General features: G+C 72.7%; 12 protein-coding genes. 2 read left to right on the forward strand and 10 right to left on the reverse strand.

What is annotated here, in order from left to right:
• Positions 1–352: SMP-30/gluconolactonase/LRE family protein (locus AOK00_RS28175; protein WP_254047532.1), on the reverse strand; the 352-nt coding region annotated here is incomplete at its 3' end.
• Between the two features lie 97 nt (positions 353–449).
• Positions 450–1,220 carry an IclR family transcriptional regulator gene (locus AOK00_RS28180; protein ID WP_055603068.1) on the reverse strand — a complete coding sequence of 257 codons (771 nt, stop codon included), beginning with the start codon at positions 1,218–1,220 and terminating at the stop codon, positions 450–452.
• A gap of 414 nt (positions 1,221–1,634) precedes the next feature.
• Between AOK00_RS28180 and AOK00_RS28185 the strand changes: the two genes are divergently transcribed.
• Positions 1,635–2,669 carry a LacI family DNA-binding transcriptional regulator gene (locus AOK00_RS28185; protein ID WP_055603069.1) on the forward strand — a complete coding sequence of 345 codons (1,035 nt, stop codon included), beginning with the start codon at positions 1,635–1,637 and terminating at the stop codon, positions 2,667–2,669.
• On the opposite strand, the gene AOK00_RS28190 is transcribed toward AOK00_RS28185, so the two are convergent.
• The 5 genes from AOK00_RS28190 to AOK00_RS28210 are packed head-to-tail and all read right to left on the reverse strand — an operon-like array spanning position 2,602 to position 10,687.
• The gene (locus tag AOK00_RS28190; RefSeq protein ID WP_055603076.1) at positions 2,602–4,854 is read right to left on the reverse strand and encodes a glycosyl hydrolase family 95 catalytic domain-containing protein; all 2,253 of its coding nucleotides are present in this window, start codon (positions 4,852–4,854) and stop codon (positions 2,602–2,604) included. The genes AOK00_RS28185 and AOK00_RS28190 overlap by 68 nt on opposite strands.
• Positions 4,851–6,923, reverse strand: a complete 2,073-nt coding sequence (locus tag AOK00_RS28195; protein ID WP_079042238.1) for a beta-galactosidase — start codon at positions 6,921–6,923, stop codon at positions 4,851–4,853. The genes AOK00_RS28190 and AOK00_RS28195 overlap by 4 nt, the downstream gene beginning before the upstream one ends.
• A gap of 49 nt (positions 6,924–6,972) precedes the next feature.
• The gene (locus AOK00_RS28200; protein ID WP_437441451.1) at positions 6,973–7,929 is read right to left on the reverse strand and encodes a carbohydrate ABC transporter permease; all 957 of its coding nucleotides are present in this window, start codon (positions 7,927–7,929) and stop codon (positions 6,973–6,975) included.
• Complete coding sequence (locus tag AOK00_RS28205) at positions 7,926–8,960, reverse strand: ABC transporter permease (protein WP_055603070.1); 1,035 nt, start codon at positions 8,958–8,960, stop codon at positions 7,926–7,928. The genes AOK00_RS28200 and AOK00_RS28205 overlap by 4 nt, the downstream gene beginning before the upstream one ends.
• Before the next feature lie 2 nt (positions 8,961–8,962).
• The gene (locus tag AOK00_RS28210; RefSeq protein ID WP_055603071.1) at positions 8,963–10,687 is read right to left on the reverse strand and encodes an extracellular solute-binding protein; all 1,725 of its coding nucleotides are present in this window, start codon (positions 10,685–10,687) and stop codon (positions 8,963–8,965) included.
• A gap of 350 nt (positions 10,688–11,037) precedes the next feature.
• On the opposite strand from AOK00_RS28210, the gene AOK00_RS28215 reads away from it, so the two are divergent.
• Positions 11,038–13,986: a glycoside hydrolase family 3 protein gene (locus tag AOK00_RS28215; protein ID WP_055603072.1), complete on the forward strand. Its 2,949-nt coding sequence runs from the start codon at positions 11,038–11,040 to the stop codon at positions 13,984–13,986.
• A gap of 9 nt (positions 13,987–13,995) precedes the next feature.
• On the opposite strand, the gene AOK00_RS28220 is transcribed toward AOK00_RS28215, so the two are convergent.
• From AOK00_RS28220 to yicI, 3 genes are all read right to left on the reverse strand, one after another.
• Positions 13,996–15,252, reverse strand: coding sequence for a hypothetical protein (locus AOK00_RS28220; RefSeq protein ID WP_055603073.1), 1,257 nt, complete (start codon positions 15,250–15,252; stop codon positions 13,996–13,998).
• A 326-nt stretch (positions 15,253–15,578) separates the two neighbouring features.
• Entirely contained in the window at positions 15,579–16,037 is a 459-nt protein-coding gene (locus AOK00_RS28225) for a pyridoxamine 5'-phosphate oxidase family protein (protein ID WP_055603074.1), read from the reverse strand.
• A 24-nt stretch (positions 16,038–16,061) separates the two neighbouring features.
• Entirely contained in the window at positions 16,062–18,293 is a 2,232-nt protein-coding gene (gene yicI / locus AOK00_RS28230; RefSeq protein ID WP_055603075.1) for an alpha-xylosidase, read from the reverse strand.
• Positions 18,294–18,318 lie beyond the last annotated feature (25 nt).

Below are 18,318 nucleotides of genomic sequence, written 5' to 3' on the forward strand. Positions count from 1 at the left end.
CACCCTCCACGCGCGCGTGGAGGGTGCCTTCCGGCGTGAAGGCGAGGACGTCGCCGCCACCCCACACCGCCACCGACACCCGTCCCGCAGCGTCCACCGTGAGACCGTCCGGCACCCCCCGGTCGAGGACCGCGAACGGCCTTCGGTCGCTCAGGGTGCCCGTGGCCACGTCGTACGCGAAGACGTCGACCCGGCCGGTCGGGCTGTCCGCGTAGGAGAGGAGCGTGCCGTCCGGGCTCCAGCCGAGGCCGTTCAGGAGGGTGGCGAGGCCGTCGCCGTCGAGGGCTGGGCCCTCAGGTGCCGCATCCGGCCTCCTCGGTGTCGTGCCAGTGGTGCGACAGAGAGAAGCCATCTGTTCGTCCAACGGTTGCGCATACCCCCGAGGCCGGCGTGAAGGAGCCCCGAGGCCGGAGGGGTGGGGTCCTGGCAGCGGCGGGGGCGGGCCGAGGTCAGCCCACGGTCCGGCACCCGAGCCGCTCCGCCAGCCGGCTCGCGCCCTTCGCGGCCAGCGCCGTGAGTTCGTTCTCGCGGTCCTCGCTCCAGCGGTGCACGGGCACCGAGACGGACAGCGCCGCGACGACCCGGCCGGTGCGGTCCCGTACCGGCGCGGCGACACAGCTCACGTCGGGGCTGGACTCCTGCTGTTCGCCCGCGACGCCCAGGATCCGGATCCCGGCGAGCGCGGCGCGCAGCGCGTCCGCATCGGTGATGCTGCGGGGCGTCATGCCCACCAGGTCGTACCCGTCGAGGCGCTCCTCCAGCTCGGCCTCCGGAAGGGTCGCGAGCAGCATCTTGCCGGCGGCCGTGCAGTGGGCGGGCAGCCGGCGTCCGGCCGCGGAGACCATCCGTACGGCGTGGGTCGAGTCGACCTTCGCGATGTAGATGACGTCCATGTCCTCCAGGACGGCCACATGCACCGTCTCGCCGCAGGTGTCGGCCACCTCGCGTGCGACCTGGTGACCCTCGGCCGCGAGGTCGAGCTGCTCGGCGTACCGGCTGCCGAGCTGGTACGTGCGGACGCCGAGCCGGTAGCGGCCGGGCTGTTCCGGCACCGCCACCAGGTAGTTGCGGGCGGTCAGGGTGGTGACCAGCTCGTGGGCGGTGGTGCGCGGAAGCTGGAGCCTGCGGGTGATCTCGGGGGCGGACAGGGTGCCGTCGCCCTCCAGGAAGAGCTCCAGTACGTCCAATGCCCTGGTCACCGCCGGAACGAGTCGTCCCATGGGGCTCCCCCACCTCGCCTCTGCCCGTTCGACATCCCGTACCACGACCGAAATCGCGAACAGAGACTAGCGGCGCACCCCGCGCCGGGCAACGGTTCGCCGGGGATCCCGCCGCGGACACGGCGAGCGGACGCGCTCCCGTCGACACCCCGGCCGGCTCGTCCTGGATCTGCGCGCCCGGCACGGGGCGGACGGCGGGATGTCCCCGCTCGGTTCCCGGCATCCGGGGGAACTCCGGCGCTTCGCTGCCGGCACCTCGCCCGTCGAAGCGCTTCGATCTTCTTGACCCACTTCTCTGGACACGTCAACACACCCGCGTTACGGTCTCGCTGAGCCGTCGAAGCGATCGTTCGAGTGGCATCGTCGAAGCGATTCGCATCGCCTCACCTCAGTCACGGCCCGCGGGGAGAACGGATGGTCACGCTTGCCGAGGTCGCCCGGCACGCCGGGGTGTCGGCCAGCACGGTGAGCTACGTCCTCAGCGGCAAGCGCCCCATCTCGGACCCCACCCGGCGGCGGGTGCGGGCCAGCATCGAGCAGCTCGGCTACCAGCCGCACGCGGGCGCCCGCGCGCTCGCCAGCAGCCGTTCGCGGATCATCGCCCTGATGGTGCCGCTGCGCACCGACATGTACGTGCCGGTGATGCTGGAGATCGCGGTCGCCGTCGCCACCGCCGCCCGCGCGCACGGCTACGACGTGCTGCTCCTCACCGGCGAGGAAGGCCCTTCGGCGCTCCGCCGCGTGACCGGCAGCGGGCTCGCCGAGGCGGTGATCCTGATGGACGTCCAGCTCGACGACGAGCGGCTGCCGTTGCTGCGCGCGGCGGGCCCGCCGGCGGTCCTGGTGGGGCTGCCCGCCGACCCCGAGGGGCTGAACTGCGTCGATCTCGACTTCGCGGCGGCCGGGGCGCTGTGCGTGGAGCATCTGGCCGACCTCGGGCACCGGGAGATCGCGGTCATCGGCGAGTCGCCCGGCGTCTACGCGCGCCATACGGGCTTCGCCGAGCGCACCCTGCGCGGGCTGCGCGACGGGGCGGCCGAGCGAGGAGTCCGGCTGCTGCACCGGCCGTGCGAGGGCGGTCACGACGCCGTGGCGGGGGTGCTCGCCAGGATCCTCGACGAGCGGCCGGGGGTCACCGCGTTCGTCGTCCAGAACGAGACGGCGGTCGAGCCGCTGCTCACACTCCTGCGGCGGACCGGCCGGGCCGTTCCCGAGGACGTGTCGGTGGTCGCGGTCTGCGCCGGCCAGGTCGCCGCCCAGGCCTCGGTGCCGCTCAGCTCGGTGGCGATCCCCGCGCAGGAGTTGGGCCGCAGCGCGGTGGAACGGCTCGTCGCGGGCCTCTCCCGCCCGGAGGGGGCGGACACGGCAAGGGTCGAACTGCTCACGCCGGCGCTGACCGTACGGGACAGCTCGGGTCCTCCTCCGCCCCCGGCCGGGGTCGGGAGCTGACGGTCCGCGCCTCGCCGGCGCGCAGGACGAGCCGGGTCGCCCCGGCCGGGGTCCGCAGGTCGATCTCGGCGTCCCGGTCCGGGCGGAGGACGGCCCGGTACGTCACCGGTGACCACGTCAGGTCGACTCGGGCGCCGAACCGGGTCCGTACGCCGGTGAGCCGGCCGCGCGGGCACCGGGCGGGCGGCGCGGGGAGCAGCACGAGCCGCTCGGGCGTGGACTGTACGAGGGCCTCGACGAGGAGCGCGGGCAGGGCGTGGGCGGCGTCGGCGTTGTAGACGTCGCGGGCCGGGTAGTGCGCGCTCATGAGGGAGTCGTGGAAGTGGTCGCCGGCGAGCACGCGAGCCAGGGCGTCCTCGGTTCGGGCCGCGTCGCCCAACCGGGCTGCCACCAGGCCGTGATGAAGGTGTCCGTGGGCCGAGTCGTTCTCGCCGCCCCGGAGTTCGAGGGCGCGCCCGGCCGCCGCGGCGAGCTCGGGGGTGTCGTACGGGTTGATCTCGTCCAGCGGCCAGACGGGGTAGAGGTGGCTGAGGTGCCGGTGGTCGTAGCGATCACCGAGCCCCGGCCGGGCCCACTCGGCCAGCGCGCCCTCGTCGTTGATCCGGTAGGGCGGGAGGCGGTCCGCGAGCGCGCGCAGCCGCGTCGCGTGGGCGTGGGGCGCGCGGTCGGCCGCGGCGCGCAGGGCGTGCCGGGCGGCGGCGATGTCCATGGTGGCGTCGACCGCGCCCCAGCTCCCTCCGCGCGGCCGGTTCTCCGGGGAGTACGAGGGAACGACGACGATGCGGCCGTCGGGACCGGTCCTGGTGAGGAAGTCCTCGTAGAAGAGGGCGAGTTCGGCGAGGAGGGCCGAGGTCCTCGGATCGCGCTCCCCGCTCGTCTCCTCGTGGTCGAGCAGTGGCTTGAGGAGCCAGTCGGCGCCCGCCGTCCACAGATGGAGGGGGTACTCACGACTGAAGTGGTACGTGTGCCCCGAGACGCCGTCGGTGTGGGAGGGGGCGACGACGCCCCGGGCGCCGAAGATCGCTCGGGCGTTGTCCCTCCAGTCGGGCAGCTGGCCGTGGACGAGGTCGGCATGGGCCCGCGTCACCTCCGGCAGGTCGGCAGCGGCGGCGGAGGCCGTCTGGAGGTTGAGGTTGGCGTTGGTGGTGAAGGCCCCGGACCAGGCCGTGTTCCAATCCCCGGTCCAGAGTCCGGTGAGCCGGGGCGGATGCGAGCCCGAGGAGGAGAGCAGGTGGTAGCGGCCTGCCGCGAAGAGGCGTTCCAGGAGGGCGGGGCTGTCGGGGCGACGGAGGAGCGCGGAGCCGGGGAGGGCGCGCTCGGTGGCGTCGGCGCCGAGGTCGAGCGTGACACGCCCGTAGGCGGCGCCGTGCAGAGCGGTGTGGCGGGTGAGCAGCCGGGCGTGGAGGGCGGCGAGGTCGTGACCGCCGGTCAGTGATCGCAGGTCCGCCGCCTCCCGGGCCTGGTCGAAGTCCTCCGCGTGGCGCCGCACCCGGGTGAGGAGGAGCAGCTGCCCCGCTCCTTCGACACGGACGCCGCCGGCGGTGACCGTGGTGCGTCCGGTGTCGGTGAGCAGGAGGGTGATGCCGGTGTAGCCGAGCGGGCTGTCCGGGTACCGGGCCCGCAGGGTGAGGACGGTCTCCCGGCGTGCGGTGGCGACGCCCCGGCCCGTCCCGAGTTCGACGGGGACGCCGGGCAGCCGGTGGTCGAGGTCGACGTCCACCACAGGGCCGGGCGCGGTGACGTACTGGACGATGACGTCGTCGGCGCGTGAGACGAAGACCTGGCTGCGGCGCTCCCCGCACTCCCCGGTGACCAGCCCGGTGGTGAAGTCCACGTCCCGGCGGACGGGGGCGGCGAATGCGACGCGCTCTCGTCTCCGCACCCGGGTCAGGAAGCCCGGGTGGAAGGGCTGGACCCAGCGCAGCGGCCGCCCGTCCGTGAACCGTTCGGCGGCCGTCACGTCTCCGGCGAGCAGGGCGTCCTGGAGGGCGGGCAGCGCTGCGGCGAGCCGGGGCGGCGTGGTGTCGGCGGGGGCGTTGATCGGCCGGACGAGGGTGTGGTGGGTGACGATCACCCGGTCGTCCCCGGGATCACCGAGGACCAGGGCGCCGTGCCTGCCGTTCCCGGCGAGAAAGGCGTCCTCCCAGCGGGCGGCGGGCGCGGGCTCCCAGGTGCCGTGGATCACGGACGCTCCTCCGGCACGGGACCGGGCCCCGGTCCGCGCTCCTCCCGTGGCCCCGTGCCCCATGGCCCGGGCACCGCCGCTCCGGACACCTCCAGGACCGCCACCCCGTACCGCTCCAGCCGCAGGGCCCCCTCGACCTCCGTCCCGGTGAGCAGGTCGCGGTGGCGGCCGGGCAGCGTGACCGTGACCGGGTCGCGGCCGTGCTGGAGGAGGAAGAGCAGGTCTCCGCGCCGGACGGCCTCGACGTCCGCCGGCAGGCCGTCGACGACGGGCCGCACTCCGGCCTCCTCGGCCGCGGCGGACAGGAGCCGGCTCAGGCCGGCCGGTTCGGGGAGGGTGGAGAGGTAGCGGGCGCGGCCGTTGCGGAGCACGGCGGGCAGGCCGTCGAGCTCCCCGCCCCGGTAGGCGGCGAGGGTCTCGGCGCCGGGGGCGGCGATGAGCTCCTCCGACCAGAGGGTCCCCCGGAAGGTGCCGCAGTCGACGTGTTCGCCCTCGTCGAGCGGCCACCACTCCTGCAGCAGGTCGATGCCGAGGAGCTCGCGGAGGCGGGAGTCCATCCCGCCGGGGCGGACCCGGTCGTCCTGGTCGGCGATGCCGGTGAGGAAACCGCAGACGAGGGTGCCGCCGCCGCGCACGTACGCGGCGAGGTTGTCGATCGCGGTGTCGTCGAGGAGGTAGAGGTGCGGCACGAGGACGAGCCGGTGGCCGCCGAGGTCGTCGTGGGGGTGGGCGAAGGAGGCGGGAAGGTGGGCGTCCCAGAGGGCCCGGTGCCAGGCGCGGACGATCTCGGCGTGGTCGACGCGGCGGGAGAGCGCCCCGTCCTGGTCGCCGGCCCACCAGGAGTTCCAGTCGTGGAGGACGGCGATGTCGGTGGTGACCCGGCTGCCCGCGACCCGGGGGCCGAGTCGGGCGAGGTCCTCCCCGATGCGGACGGTCTCCTGGAAGACGCGCCCCCGCTCGCCCGCGTGGCCGAGCATGCCGGAGTGGAACTTCTCCGCCCCCTGCCGGGACTGGCGCCACTGGAAGTAGCAGACGGCGTCCGCTCCGTGGGCGACGGTCTGGAGGGCCCACAGACGGTTGAGTCCGTACGGCTTGGGGTGGTTGACGCCTCGCCAGTTGACGGCGCCGGCGGCCTGCTCCATGACCATCCACGGCCCGCCTCCGGCCTGGGAACGGGTCAGGTCGCCGATCATCGCGTTGTACGCGGCGGCGCCCGGGTCCCTCGGGTCGGGGTAGACGTCGACCGAGACGAGGTCCTCCTCGGCCGCCCAGGCCCAGCCGTCCTGACCGGACCAGAACGGCATGAGGTTGGTGGTCACGGGGAGGTGCGGGGTGTGGCGGCGGACGATGTCGCGTTCGGCGCGGTAGCAGTCGAGCAGCTGGTCGGAGGTGTAGCGGCGGAAGTCGAGGACGTGCGCCGGGTTCTTCAGGTAGTGCGCCCGCCGGGGTGGCAGGACCTCGGCCCAGTCGCCGTACCGCTGGCTCCAGAAGTCGGTGCCCCAGGCGGTGTTGAGCGCGTCGAGGGTGCCGTACCGGTCCTGGAGCCAGCGGCGGAAGGTGCGGGCCGCCTCGTCGCCCCAGTCGTACGTGCAGTACTCGTTGTTGATGTGCCACATCGTGAGCGCCGGGTGGTCGGCGTAGCGGGCCGCGAGGTCCTCGGTGATCGAGGCCGCGTACTGCCGGTAGACCTCGCTGGAGTGGGAGAAGTGCTGGCGTGAGCCCCACCATTCGGTCCGGCCGTCCTCGTCGCGGGGCAGCGTCTCGGGGTGGAGTCGCCCCATCCAGGGCGGTGGCGAGGAGGTGGGGGTGGCGAGGACGACGCCGACGCCGTGGGCGTGCGTCAGGTCCATGAGGCGGTCGAGCCAGCCGAACTCCCTTTTCCCAGGGGCGGGTTCGATGCGCGCCCAGGAGAAGACGCCGAGGGTGACGGAGGTGACCCCGGCGCGGCGCATGAGCCGGACGTCCTCGGTCCAGGTCTCCTCGGGCCACTGCTCGGGGTTCCAGTCACCGCCGTAGAGGATCCGGGGCGGGCGCCCGTGCGGCCGGGTCACATCGTCGAGGCTCGGCATCCGACTCTCCGAAAGAAGGGGGTGTGGTGCGGGTGGGGAAGGGGTGGGATCAGCCCTTGACGGCGCCGGTGAGCATGCCCTTCCTGAAGTGCTTCTGGACGAGGGGCGAGAGGACGGCGACGGGCAGCAGGGCCAGGACCATGACGGCCATCTGGACGGCGAGTCCGGAGAGGTTGCCCGCCTTGACGGCCTGCCCGAGGCCGACGGGTATCTCCTGCTTCTGCGCGAGCTGGATGAGCACGTTCTGCAGCGGCATCATGTTCTGGTCGCTGAGGTAGATGGACGCGTTGAACCAGGCGCTCCAGTAGCCGACCGCGTAGAAGAGGGTGATGACGGCGATGACCGCCCTCGACAGCGGCATCACTATCTGCCAGAGGATGCGCAGGTCCCCGGCTCCGTCGATGCGTGCGCTGTCGACGAGTTCGGGCGAGACGCCCATGAAGAAGCCGCGCAGGACGAGGATGTTGAAGACGCTGACGGCGCTGGGGAGGATCAGCGCGAGATAGGTGTCGGTGAGGCCGAGGGTCTGCACGAGAAGGTACGTGGGGATCAGGCCGGCGCCGAAGAACATGGTGGCCATCAGGGTGAGCAGGATGAAGCGGTGGCCGAGCGAGCCGGGCCGGGAGAGTCCGTACGCGCAGAGGATCGACACGGCCATCGAGAAGACCGTGCCGGTCAGGGTCACCAGGACGCTGACGACGGCGGCGCGGGTGACCTGGCCGCCGCTCAGGAGCTCCTGGTAGGCGATGAAGGTGATGTCCCTGGGGACGACCACGAGGCCGCCGGTCTCCGTGATCGTCTTCTTGGACGAGAGACTGGTGACCACCACGATCCACAGCGGGACGAGGACCGCGAGGCAGGCGAGGACGAGGACCGCGCCCTTGGCGGCGAGGCCCGCCCGGCCGGGCGGCTCCTCCCAGACGGGCCGGGCGGGCGCCGCCCACCGGGATCGGGCGGGACGTCGGGTCGCCTGCGGTCGCCGGTTCGCTTCCAGGCTCTGGGTCACTTGCGGTACACCCCCTGCTCGCCCATGAGATGGGCGGTCTTGTTCGCCGAGAGGACCAGCACGAGGCCGACGACGCCCTTGACCAGTCCGGCGGCGGCCGCGTAACTGAAGTCCTGGCTGCGCAGACCGGTCCACCACACGAAGGTGTCGAGGACCTCGGCCGCCCCCGGGCCGACGGCGTCGCGCTGGAGCAGCAGCTGTTCGAAGCCGACGGTCAGCGCGTCGCCGACGCGGAGGACGAGCAGCAGCGCGATGACGGGCCGAAGCGCGGGCAGGGTGACGTGCCACATGCGGCGCCATCGCCCGGCCCCGTCCATCGCGGCGGCCTCGTACAGGTCCTGGTTGACGGCGGCGAGCGCGGCGAGGAAGACGATGACTCCCCAGCCGGCGTCCTTCCATACGCCCTCGGCGGTGACGAGGAACTTGAAGACCGCCGGGTCGGTCATGAGGTCGAAGCCCTCGTGGCCGTGCTGCCGGAGGGTCTGCGCGATGATGCCGGCGCCGCCGAGGATCTGCTGGAAGACCGTGATGACGAGGACCCAGGAGAAGAAGTGGGGCAGGTACAGGATCGCCTGGACGACCGCCCTCACCCGGGGGCGCAGGACGCTGTTGACGAGCAGGGCGAGCGCGACGGGCACCGGGAAGAACAGCACCAGCTGGAGGAGGAAGAGGACGAGGGTGTTCTCGACGGCGTGCCAGAACCCCGGGTCGGAGAGGACCCGTTCGAACTGGGCGAGGCCGACCCACGGGCTCTGCAGCATGGCGGTGACGCCGTTGGTCGAGATGTACGGGTCGTAGTCCTGGAACGCGACCACGTTCCCCAGGATCGGAACGTAGTTGAAGACGACGACGAGGACGAGCGCCGGGACGGTCATCAGGATCAGGGTCCGGTCGCGGCGGAGCCGCCGGCCGAACGGGACGTGCCCGGCCGTACGGCTCCGCCGCGGGTGCCGGCGCCGGCCCCGTGGGGTCCGCCGGCCGGTGGCGGCCGGCGCGGCCGGCTCCGCCGTCTTGGTGTCGAGCGTGCTCACGGTCAGCCCGCCGCGGAACCGTTGGCGTCGAGGAGCTTGCGGTACCAGTCGCGGAGGTCGTCGCCGCCCTTGGTCTTCCACTCGGAGACGGCCTGCTGCATGTCCGAGACCTTCTTGCGGCCGCGCACGACGTCCTTCTCCAGCTGCTCGAAGTCGTTCATGAGGCCGGTCCACCGGGACGGCTCGGTGACGGTCATGCCGTAGAAGGAGGACTTGGAGGTGACCGCGCCCATGCGCTGCTGCCACTCGATCATGGCCCGGGTGACCTCGGGGGTGTCGGGGTGGGCGATGTACGGGGCTGGGCTCGCGACGAACATCCAGGAGCTGCTGACCTCCTGGTTCCCCTTGTCGGTCTTCACCGGAAGGCCGTTCTTGACGGTGTGGTGGACTCCCTCGACGCCGTAGTCGGTGAGCATCCGCTCCTTGGTTCCGTAGGGGGCGGCGGTGAAGTCGGCGACGGCGAGGGCGTCCTCGATCACCGCCTTGGAGCTGCCCTTCCTGATGAAGGCCCAGATGTTGGCGGGGTTGGTGGCCCACAGCTTCGGGAGTCCGCCCGCGTGGCCGGGTATGTCCATGGCCGCCATCGCGAACGACGGGTTCTGCGCGGCCTGTTCGGAGGTCTTGGCGTACCAGTGGGAGAGGTCGTTGTTGTAGATCAGGCACTGGCCCGCGGTGAAGCGGTTGCCGGTGTCGCCCTGGTTCTGGGTCTTCTCGTCGGGGTGGACGACTCCGGCGTCGAAGAGCTTGCGGGTCCATTCGAGTGATTCGAGGTACTCGGGGGTCTCGATGCGGTTGATCAGCTTGCCGTCGACGAGGTTCCAGCCGAGCGCCTTGTCGCTGCCGGACAGCACGCCGAACATGTTGTACGCGGTCCAGGTCATGTCGCCGCAGGCCCACACCTTCGCCCTGGCGCTGGTGATCTCCTTGGCGAGGGCGAGGAACTCGGCGGCGCTCCGGGGGAGTTGCCAGCCCTTCGCGTCGAAGAGGTCCTTGCGGTAGAAGGGCGCGATGTTGGTGACGTAGGAGGCGGGCATGGGCAGGCCGCGGAGTCTGCCGCCGAAGATGGAGCGCTGCCAGGCGTCGGTGGGGATCGCCGCGAGGTTGGGATACGCCTTGATCCTGTCCCCCGAGAGGTACGGGCCGAGGTCCTCGAACTTGGCTTCGACGGCGCTGGGTATCTTGCCGCCGAGGTTCCAGCCGGGGACGACGACCACGTCGGGGATCTCGCTGGAGGCGAGGACGGCGCCGAGCTTCTGGTCGTAGACGTTGCCGTCCTGGTTCTGCCAGCCGGCCCGGACGCCGATGGCCTCGTTCATGGCCTGGTAGTACGGGTTGTCGGGGGCGGGCGGCGGTCCCCAGAACGGGGCCATGATCGTGAGGGCGCCGCCCTTGCCCCTCTTCCCGGTGACGGAGGCCTTGAGTTCGGCGCCGGGGATGGCGCGGGTGAAGCCGGCCGCCGAGCCGTTCTTCGGCGCGATGTCGGGGGCGACGACGGTGCTCGCGACGAAGGCGGGGAGGAGCTTGGCCGCGTCCTTGCCGGTGGTGGTGCCGTCCTTCTTCCCGCTGTCCGAGCCGCCGCCACCGCAGGCCGTGAGCAGCGGTGCGCCGCCGGCGGCCACGGCCGCGACGACGGCGGTGGAGGCGAGGAATCCCCTGCGGCTCTGCCCGGAGTCGCTCCGGCTCGGGGTGGATCTCCGGGAGCCCGTGGAGACGGCGTTCGGCGTCATTGCGTCAACCCTTCATGGCACGCGCCAGGACGTACGGCGACCCCGGGGGTGCCGGCCGGCTGCGGTGGAGGTGGTGCGGGCGGGGCGGTAGCCCGGGGCGCTCTCGACGATCGGGAGTCGAAGCGCTTCGACATTGCTGCGAGGTTAAGTGAACGTCACAGGCGCGGCAAGAGTCGTCACCGAGATTCTCAGGGGATTCCACGTCGGCACCGGATCACCCAAGTGGGCTGCGGGTAAAGGGAGATGGTCGTGGGAGACGCCTTGACACCCACTCCTCCCACCCGGAGCATCGAAGCGCTTCGAAAGCTCAGCCCTCCCGGCATCCACGCCCCTCTGCAAGGGACTCGCACGTGACAGCACACCGGCCGCCCTTCCGTGACCCGGCGCTCCCCGTCGCCCGCCGGGTCGACGACCTTCTCGACCGGCTCACCGCCGACGAACGACTGGCACTCCTCCACCAGTTCACGCCGGGGGCCGACGGCGTCGGCCTGGCCGCCTTCCGCACCGGCCAGGAGGCCCTGCACGGCGTCGCCTGGATGGGACCGGCGACCGTGTTCCCGCAGTCCGTGGGCCTCGGAGCCACCTGGCATCCGGAGTTGGTGCGCCGGGTCGGCGAGGCGGTCTCCCGTGAGGCGCGTGCGATGCGCGCCAAGGACGACCGGGTCGGGCTCAACGTGTGGGCGCCGACGGTCAATCCGCTGCGCAACCCGCTGTGGGGGCGCGGCGAGGAGGGGTACGCGGAAGACCCGGCGCTGACCGCCGCGATCGCCACCGCGTTCACCCGGGGTCTGCGCGGCGACCATCCGGTGTACTGGCGCACGGCGCCCGTCCTGAAGCACTGGCTGGCGCACAACAACGAGACGGCCCGGGACACTTCCTCCGCGTCGGTACGCCCGCGGGTGCTGCACGAGTACGACCTGCGGGCCTTCCGGGGACCCGTCGAGGCGGGCGCGGTGGCCGGGGTGATGCCCGCGTACAACCTCGTCAACGGCCGGCCCAACCACCTCTCCCCGTACATCGAGGAGGAGCTGCGGACCTGGACCGATCAGGAACTGCTGGTCTGCTCGGACGCGGGCGCGCCCTCCAACCTGGCCGACTCCCAGGGGTACTTCGCGACGCACGAGGAGGCGGTGGCCGCGTCGCTGCGCGCCGGGGTCGACTCCTTCACCGACCACGGCACGGACAGTTCGTTGATCCTCGGGAGGCTGCGACGGGCCCTGGAGGCCGGTCTGATGGACCAGGAGGACGTGGACCGGGCGGTACGGCGTCAGCTGACGGTGCGGTTCCTGCTCGGCGAGTTCGACCCGGAGCTCGATCCGTACGCCGAGGAGGCCCGCTTCGACACCCCCGAGCACCGGGAGCTGGCCCGCGAGGCGGCTGAGGCGGCGGTCGTCCTGCTGCGCAACGATGCCCTGGAGCCGGACGGACCGCTGCTGCCCCTCGCGGACGACGGGCGCCGGATCGCCGTGGTCGGGCTGCTCGGCGACGCCTGCAAACTGGACTGGTACAGCGGCTCGCTGATCCGCCGCTCCTCCCCGCTGGACGGACTGCGGGAGCGGTTCGGACCGGACCGGGTGACGTTCGCCGAGGGAGTGGACCGGATCCGGCTGCGGACCGCGTCCGGCGCCGCGCTGCGGGTGCCCGAGAGCGACGGCGCGGCCGCCGGCGCCGCACGGGGCACGGAGGGCGCGCTCGATCCGGCGCTGCTCGCCGGACGTACCGACCTGCCGCCGCTCACCGCCGACGCGTCGGGTTCGGAACTCGCCCTGGTCGACTGGGGCGACGGGGTGCTGACCCTGCGCGCCCCCGACGGCCGCCACCTGTCGGTCGCCGGGGACGGATTCGTCCGCGCCTCGGCGGACGAGCCCGGCGGCTGGGTCGTCCACGAGACCTTCCGGCTCGAAACCCATGAGGGGCATGCGCACGGGCACCTCCTTCTGCACCTCGGAACGGGTGGCTACGTCTCTGTCGCCGCCGACGGCGTGAAGGTTGCCGCCGACCGGGAATCCGCCGAACCCTTCACGGTGGAGGTGATCGAGCGGGGCGAGGAGGCGGTCGCGCGGGCCGCCGCCGGGGCGGACACGGTGATCGTCGTCGCGGGGAACGACCCGCACATCAACGGCCGCGAGACGGAGGACCGGACGACGCTCGCCCTTCCGGCCCACCAGGAGCGGCTCTGGCGGGCCGCGTTCGCGGCGAACCCGCGAACGGCACTCGTCCTGGTCTCCTCCTACCCGTACGCGGTCGCGGAGGCCGCCGCCGCTCTCCCGGCCCTGCTGTGGACCGCGCACGGCGGGCAGGCGGCAGGCACGGCGCTCGCCCGGGTGCTCGCCGGGGACGTCTCCCCCGCGGGCCGGCTCCCCCAGACCTGGTACGCGGCGGACGCGGACCTGCCGGACCTCTTCGACTACGACGTCATCGGCGGCCGGCAGACCTATCTGTACTTCGACGGCACACCGCTGTTCCCGTTCGGACACGGCCTGTCGTACACGACGTTCGCGTACCAGGAGCTGACGGCGGCCGTGGACGGGGAGACGGTACGGATCTCCTGCACGGTCACCAACAGTGGCGCCGTCGCCGCCGACGAGGTCGTCCAGGTGTACGGGCGGGCCGTCACGCCCTCCGTACCGCGCCCGCACCGCGAACTGCTCGCCCACGACAGGATCCACCTCGCGCCCGGCGCGTCCGCCTCGCGCTCCTTCGCGGTGCCGCTCACGGCGCTCGGCCACTGGGACGTGGCCCACGGCCGGTGGACGGTGGAGCCGGGCCCGTACGAGATCCAGGCGGGCGCGTCCGTCGCGGACATCCGCCGCACGGTCCGCGTCGAGGTGGCGGGCGAGGCGCCGGGGCCGCGCCCGGTCCTGGTGGACGGTCTCGCCGCGGTCGACTACGACGAGCAGTGCGGGACGGTGATCGTGGACCGTACGAAGGCCGCGGGGGACGCGGTGACCCCGGCGGCCCCGGCCCCCGACACGGGCACGCACCCCGACCCGGACCTGCCCCCGGACACGGTGGGTACGCTCGTCTACCGCTCCTGCGACTTCGGAGACGGGGTCACGGAGGTGACCGTCACGGTCGCGGGCGGGACGGGCGGCGAGGTCGTCCTGGGCACCGCCGGCGGCACGGACTCGGACCGCGTCGCAGGCGCCGTCGGCATCGCCCGCATCGAGGTCCCGCCCACGGGCGGCCCCTACGCCTACCGGACGTTGCGCGCCCCGCTGGTCGTACGGGAGGTGGCCGACCTCCGCGTGGAGCTGCGCGGGGACGTGCGCCTCGCGCACGTCGGTTTCCATGCCTGAGGGGCGGGCTCAGTCCTCGGGGATCCGGGAGTCGCAGGTGCTGAAGGGGTTGTCGATGACGCACTGGAACAGCGCGCTCCAGTCGCTGCCGCCGTCCTGGGCGCCCGTCCTGACCGCGTCCGCACAGGCCGTGTCGCTCAGGCCCCACAGGGATCCGTCCGGCCATCCGGCCTGCTGCGTCCGGTTCCGCATCACGTCGAGGCAGGCCTGCGGGGCCTTCAGGCGCTTGAGCTCGGCCACGAGTTCCTGGTGGGTGGCGTCGTTCGTCGCACCGGCCTGCTCGTCGAGTGTCCTCTTCGCCGCGTCCCGGTCCGCCTGCGAGGCGCTCGAACTCTGATACGTCTTCAGCGCCCTGGCGTTCCGCTTCAGCTTCTGCTGGACCCGCTCCCTGTCCGCCTGTTGCTTCGGCGTCGTCGTCGGCTGCTGGACCGCCAGCAGACCGCCGAGGATCTGGTCGGCCCACAAGGAGTAGTACACCTTGGCCGCGGGTGACAGGTTCGGTGCCGCGAGGTTCGCCAGGGTGACGTTCAGGTCCGTGAAGACCGCGTAGGAGGCGTCCTGCTGGTCGACGGGTGCGTCGGTGATCTTCGCCATCGCCTCGCTGACGCCGACCACGAGCTGGTCGTACCTGGCCTTGTCCTCCGCCGACGTGGCGGGGTCCATGCTCAGTTTCAGGACCTCGTCGAGGCCCGCCCCGACGGCACCGGCCAGGTCCTTCTCGGACGAGGAGGCGTTCGGGTCGTTGAGGATGCCGAGGACCGTTTCCAGCGACTTCTGGACCGTCGCCTTGTCCTCGTCCGAGAGGTCGGAGCTCGCGAGTCCGGCCTCGATCCGTGTCCTGATCTCGTCGGGGGTCTGCGGCGCGGGCGCTCCGCCCTCGGCGGGAGGTGCCCCTCCGTCCTCGCCGGGAGGCGGTGCCTCCGACTCACCCTCACCGGGAGGCGGCTCCTCCCGCTCGCCCTCGCCCGGAGGCGGTGCCTCCGACTCACCCTCACCGGGAGGCGGTGCCTCCGACTCGCCCTCGCCCGGAGGCGGTGCCTCCGACTCACCCTCACCGGGAGGCGGCTCCTCCCGCTCGCCCTCGCCGGGAGGCGGTGCCTCCGACTCGCCCTCACCGGGAGACGGTGTCGGCTCGGCGGACTGGACCGGCTGAGGCCGCGCGGAAGCGCCGGGTGCCGCCGCGACACTTCCCGTGAGCCCCACGGCGGCAGCCAGGAGGGAGGCGCTCGCAGCCCGGATGACACGTCGCCGGGCGTTTCTCGTCATGGGGCGTCCAGGTGCTATCGGTGCGCTGGTCCTTCCGACGGGCCGCTCCCCGACGGGCGGCCCTGGTGCCCGGAGTTCCACGTCTCAACGGTGCACAGGAGTCATAGCACCCACTTTTCTCTCCTGCGCCGGATCTCGCAACCGGTAACTCGACGCTCCTTCGCGGCGGCCGGCGGCGCCCCGACACCCGGCCCGGACCGCGCCCCGCACCGGGCCCGGACGGCCCCGACACCCGGCCCGGACCGCCCCCGACACCCGGCCGGGGGCCGGTCTCGGCGCGGTGTCGGAGGTCCCCCGCAGCGGCGTCCCCGTCGACGCCGTCCGTCTCAGACCGCCCAGACGCCGTCCCGCATCAGGTGGCGCCCGGCCAGTTCGGGCTCCTCCAGCCAGGCCTCCACGGCGGTGGGGCGGACGCGGAACCAGCCGTACGCGGGCCCCGAGTTCCGCGGGTCCCAGCCGCACTTCGCGGCGAAGCCCTCGATCGCCTCCGTCGGTACGTCACCGACGACGAGCGTCGTCACGTCACCGTCGATCAGGACGACGTCCCGGGTGTGCCCGAGCGCCAGCCGGGTGCTTCCGCCGGCGGCGAGGTTGCGGCCGGTGGGGTTCGTCAGCCGGGTGCACAGCCAGATGTCCGCGCCGTCCCAGTGGAAGGCAAGCGGCACGAGGTACGGCCGGGCGTCGGCGCTCGCCGAGGCCACCCAGATGTCCACCTCCTCCGCCAGCCGGGCGAGGACGTCCTTCTTGCGCCGTTCGGGGTCTCGTATCGTGGGATGCGTCGTCATGACCCCGACCCTACGCCGTCCCGATCACGCTCCGTCCGCCCCCAGGAGCCGTACCGTGTACGGGAGTTCCGTGCCGCTCACGGTCGCCCGCGGGCCCTCGGGCGTGCGGGTCACCTCGTACACCGCGGCAGTCGCACCCCCGTGGTCCGGGACCGTGACGCTCACCGTGCCCGCGCCCCCCGGGGCCACCAGCAGCGTCAGGCCGTCCAGCCAGTCGCCGTCCGGGCGGGAGTCGTCGGCGCCGAGGGGCAGGACCGCGCCGGGGCGGACGTACAGCGGAAGGCTGTCCAGGGCATGGGTCTCGCGGCGCCAGCGGGGGCCGGTGACGGTCTCGCCGGTCAGGAGGTGCGTCCAGTCGCCCGCCGGGAGGTAGACCTCGACCTCGCCCCCGGTGGTCAGCACCGGCGCGACCAGGACGTCCGGGCCGAGCATGTACTGCCGGTCGAGGGTCCGGCAGGCCGGGTCCTCGGGGAACTCCAGGAGCATCGGCCGCATCACCGGCACCCCGGTCGCGTGGGCCTCGGCGGCGGCCCCGTACAGGTACGGCATCAGCCGGTGCTTGAGCCGGGTGAAGCGCCGGGCGACCTCCACCGCCTGCTCGCCGAACTCCCACGGCACCCGGTACGAGTCGCTGCCGTGCAGCCTGCTGTGCGAGGACAGCAGCCCGAAGGCGAGCCAGCGGGTGAAGACCTCCGGCTCGGGCGTCCCCTCGAAGCCGCCGATGTCGTGGCTCCAGAAGCCGAATCCGCTCAGGGAGAGCGAGAGGCCGCCCCGCAGGGACTCGGCCATGGCCTCGAAGGAGGCCCAGCAGTCGCCGCCCCAGTGGACGGGGAACTGCTGCCCGCCGGCGGTCGCCGAGCGGGCGAAGAGGACGGCCTCGCCGGTGCCGCGCTCCTTCTCCAGGAGATCGAAGACGGTCCGGTTGTACAGCTGGGCGTAGTAGTTGTGCATGCGCTCGGGGTCCGAGCCGTCGTGCCAGACGACGTCCGTGGGGACGCGCTCGCCGAAGTCGGTCTTGAAGCAGTCCACGCCCTGGGCGAGGAGCGGCCGCAGCTTGTCCTGGAACCAGGTCCTGGCCTCGGGGTTCGTGAAGTCCACGAGGGCCATGCCGGGCTGCCACAGGTCCCACTGCCAGACGTCGCCGTTCGCCCGCCGGAGGAGAAGACCGCGCTCCCTGCCCTCCTCGAAGAGGGGGGATTTCTGGGCGATGTACGGGTTGATCCACATCCCGACGCGCAGCCCCCGGGCCTTGAGCCGGGCCAGCATGCCCTCCGGGTCCGGGAAGGTCTCGGGGTCCCAGCGGAAGTCGGACCACTGGTACTCGCGCATCCAGAAGCAGTCGAAGTGGAAGACGGAGAGCGGGATGTCCCGGGCGGCCATGCCGTCGACGAAGGAGGTGACGGTGGCCTCGTCGTAGCGGGTGGTGAAGGAGGTGGTCAGCCAGAGGCCGAAGGACCAGGGCGGGGGCAGGGCGGGGCGCCCGGTGAGTGCCGTGTAGCGGGCCAGGACGTCCTTGGGGGTGGGGCCCGCGACGACGAGGTACTCGAGGGTCTGGTCCTCGACGCTGAACTGGACCTGGCCGACCGCCTCCGAGCCGACCTCGAAGGAGACGCGTCCCGGGTGGTTGACGAAGACGCCGTAGCCGCGTGAGGAGAGGTAGAACGGGATGTTCTTGTAGGCCTGTTCGCTGCTGGTGCCGCCGTCGGCCTGCCAGATGTCGACGCTCTGCCCGTTCTTCACGAAGGGGGTGAAGCGCTCGCCGAGGCCGTAGATCTGCTCGCCGACGCCGAGCGCGAGCTGGACGGCCATGTGGTGGGCGCCGTCGGGCGTGGTGACGAACGCGGTGCCCTTGCGGCCGGCCCCGGTGAGCGTACGGCCGTCGGCGTCGTGGAACTCCAGGGCCCAGGGGGCCGATCGGTCCAGGCGCAGCCGGAGGGGACCGGAGGCGAGCTCGACGACCGGTCCGTCCTGACGGACCGCGCCCGCCCCCGGAACCGAGCCGTCGAGCTCGAAGTCGGGCCCTCGGCGGGCCTTTCCCGCGTGGTGGGTGACGCGTACGCCGATCACGCCCTCGGCGGGTGCGAGGCACTCGACGGTGAGGAGAGCCGAGTTCAGGGTGTCGCCGCGGGTCTCGACCCGCTTGACGGAGGCGTGGGCCGTGAAGCGGTCGGCTTCCAGGCGCAGATCGCGGACTTCCGTGGCGTACGAGGCGTGGACACCCTCGCGCATCAGCCAGAAGCCGTCGGTGAACTTCATGCCGGTCCTTGGGGTGGGGTGGGAG

The organism is Streptomyces aureus (assembly GCF_001418135.1).
In the GTDB taxonomy this organism is placed as follows: Bacteria; Actinomycetota; Actinomycetes; order Streptomycetales; family Streptomycetaceae; genus Streptomyces; species Streptomyces aureus_A.

What these genes read in the sequence shown, in the direction of transcription:
- AOK00_RS28220 (WP_055603073.1), bottom strand. Translation starts at nt 15,252, where the DNA reads ATGACGAGAAACGCCCGGCGACGTGTCATCCGGGCTGCGAGCGCCTCC.
- AOK00_RS28180 (WP_055603068.1), bottom strand. Translation starts at nt 1,220, where the DNA reads ATGGGACGACTCGTTCCGGCGGTGACCAGGGCATTGGACGTACTGGAG.
- AOK00_RS28185 (WP_055603069.1), top strand. Translation starts at nt 1,635, where the DNA reads ATGGTCACGCTTGCCGAGGTCGCCCGGCACGCCGGGGTGTCGGCCAGC.
- AOK00_RS28210 (WP_055603071.1), bottom strand. Translation starts at nt 10,687, where the DNA reads ATGACGCCGAACGCCGTCTCCACGGGCTCCCGGAGATCCACCCCGAGC.
- yicI (WP_055603075.1), bottom strand. Translation starts at nt 18,293, where the DNA reads ATGAAGTTCACCGACGGCTTCTGGCTGATGCGCGAGGGTGTCCACGCC.
- AOK00_RS28225 (WP_055603074.1), bottom strand. Translation starts at nt 16,037, where the DNA reads ATGACGACGCATCCCACGATACGAGACCCCGAACGGCGCAAGAAGGAC.
- AOK00_RS28195 (WP_079042238.1), bottom strand. Translation starts at nt 6,923, where the DNA reads ATGCCGAGCCTCGACGATGTGACCCGGCCGCACGGGCGCCCGCCCCGG.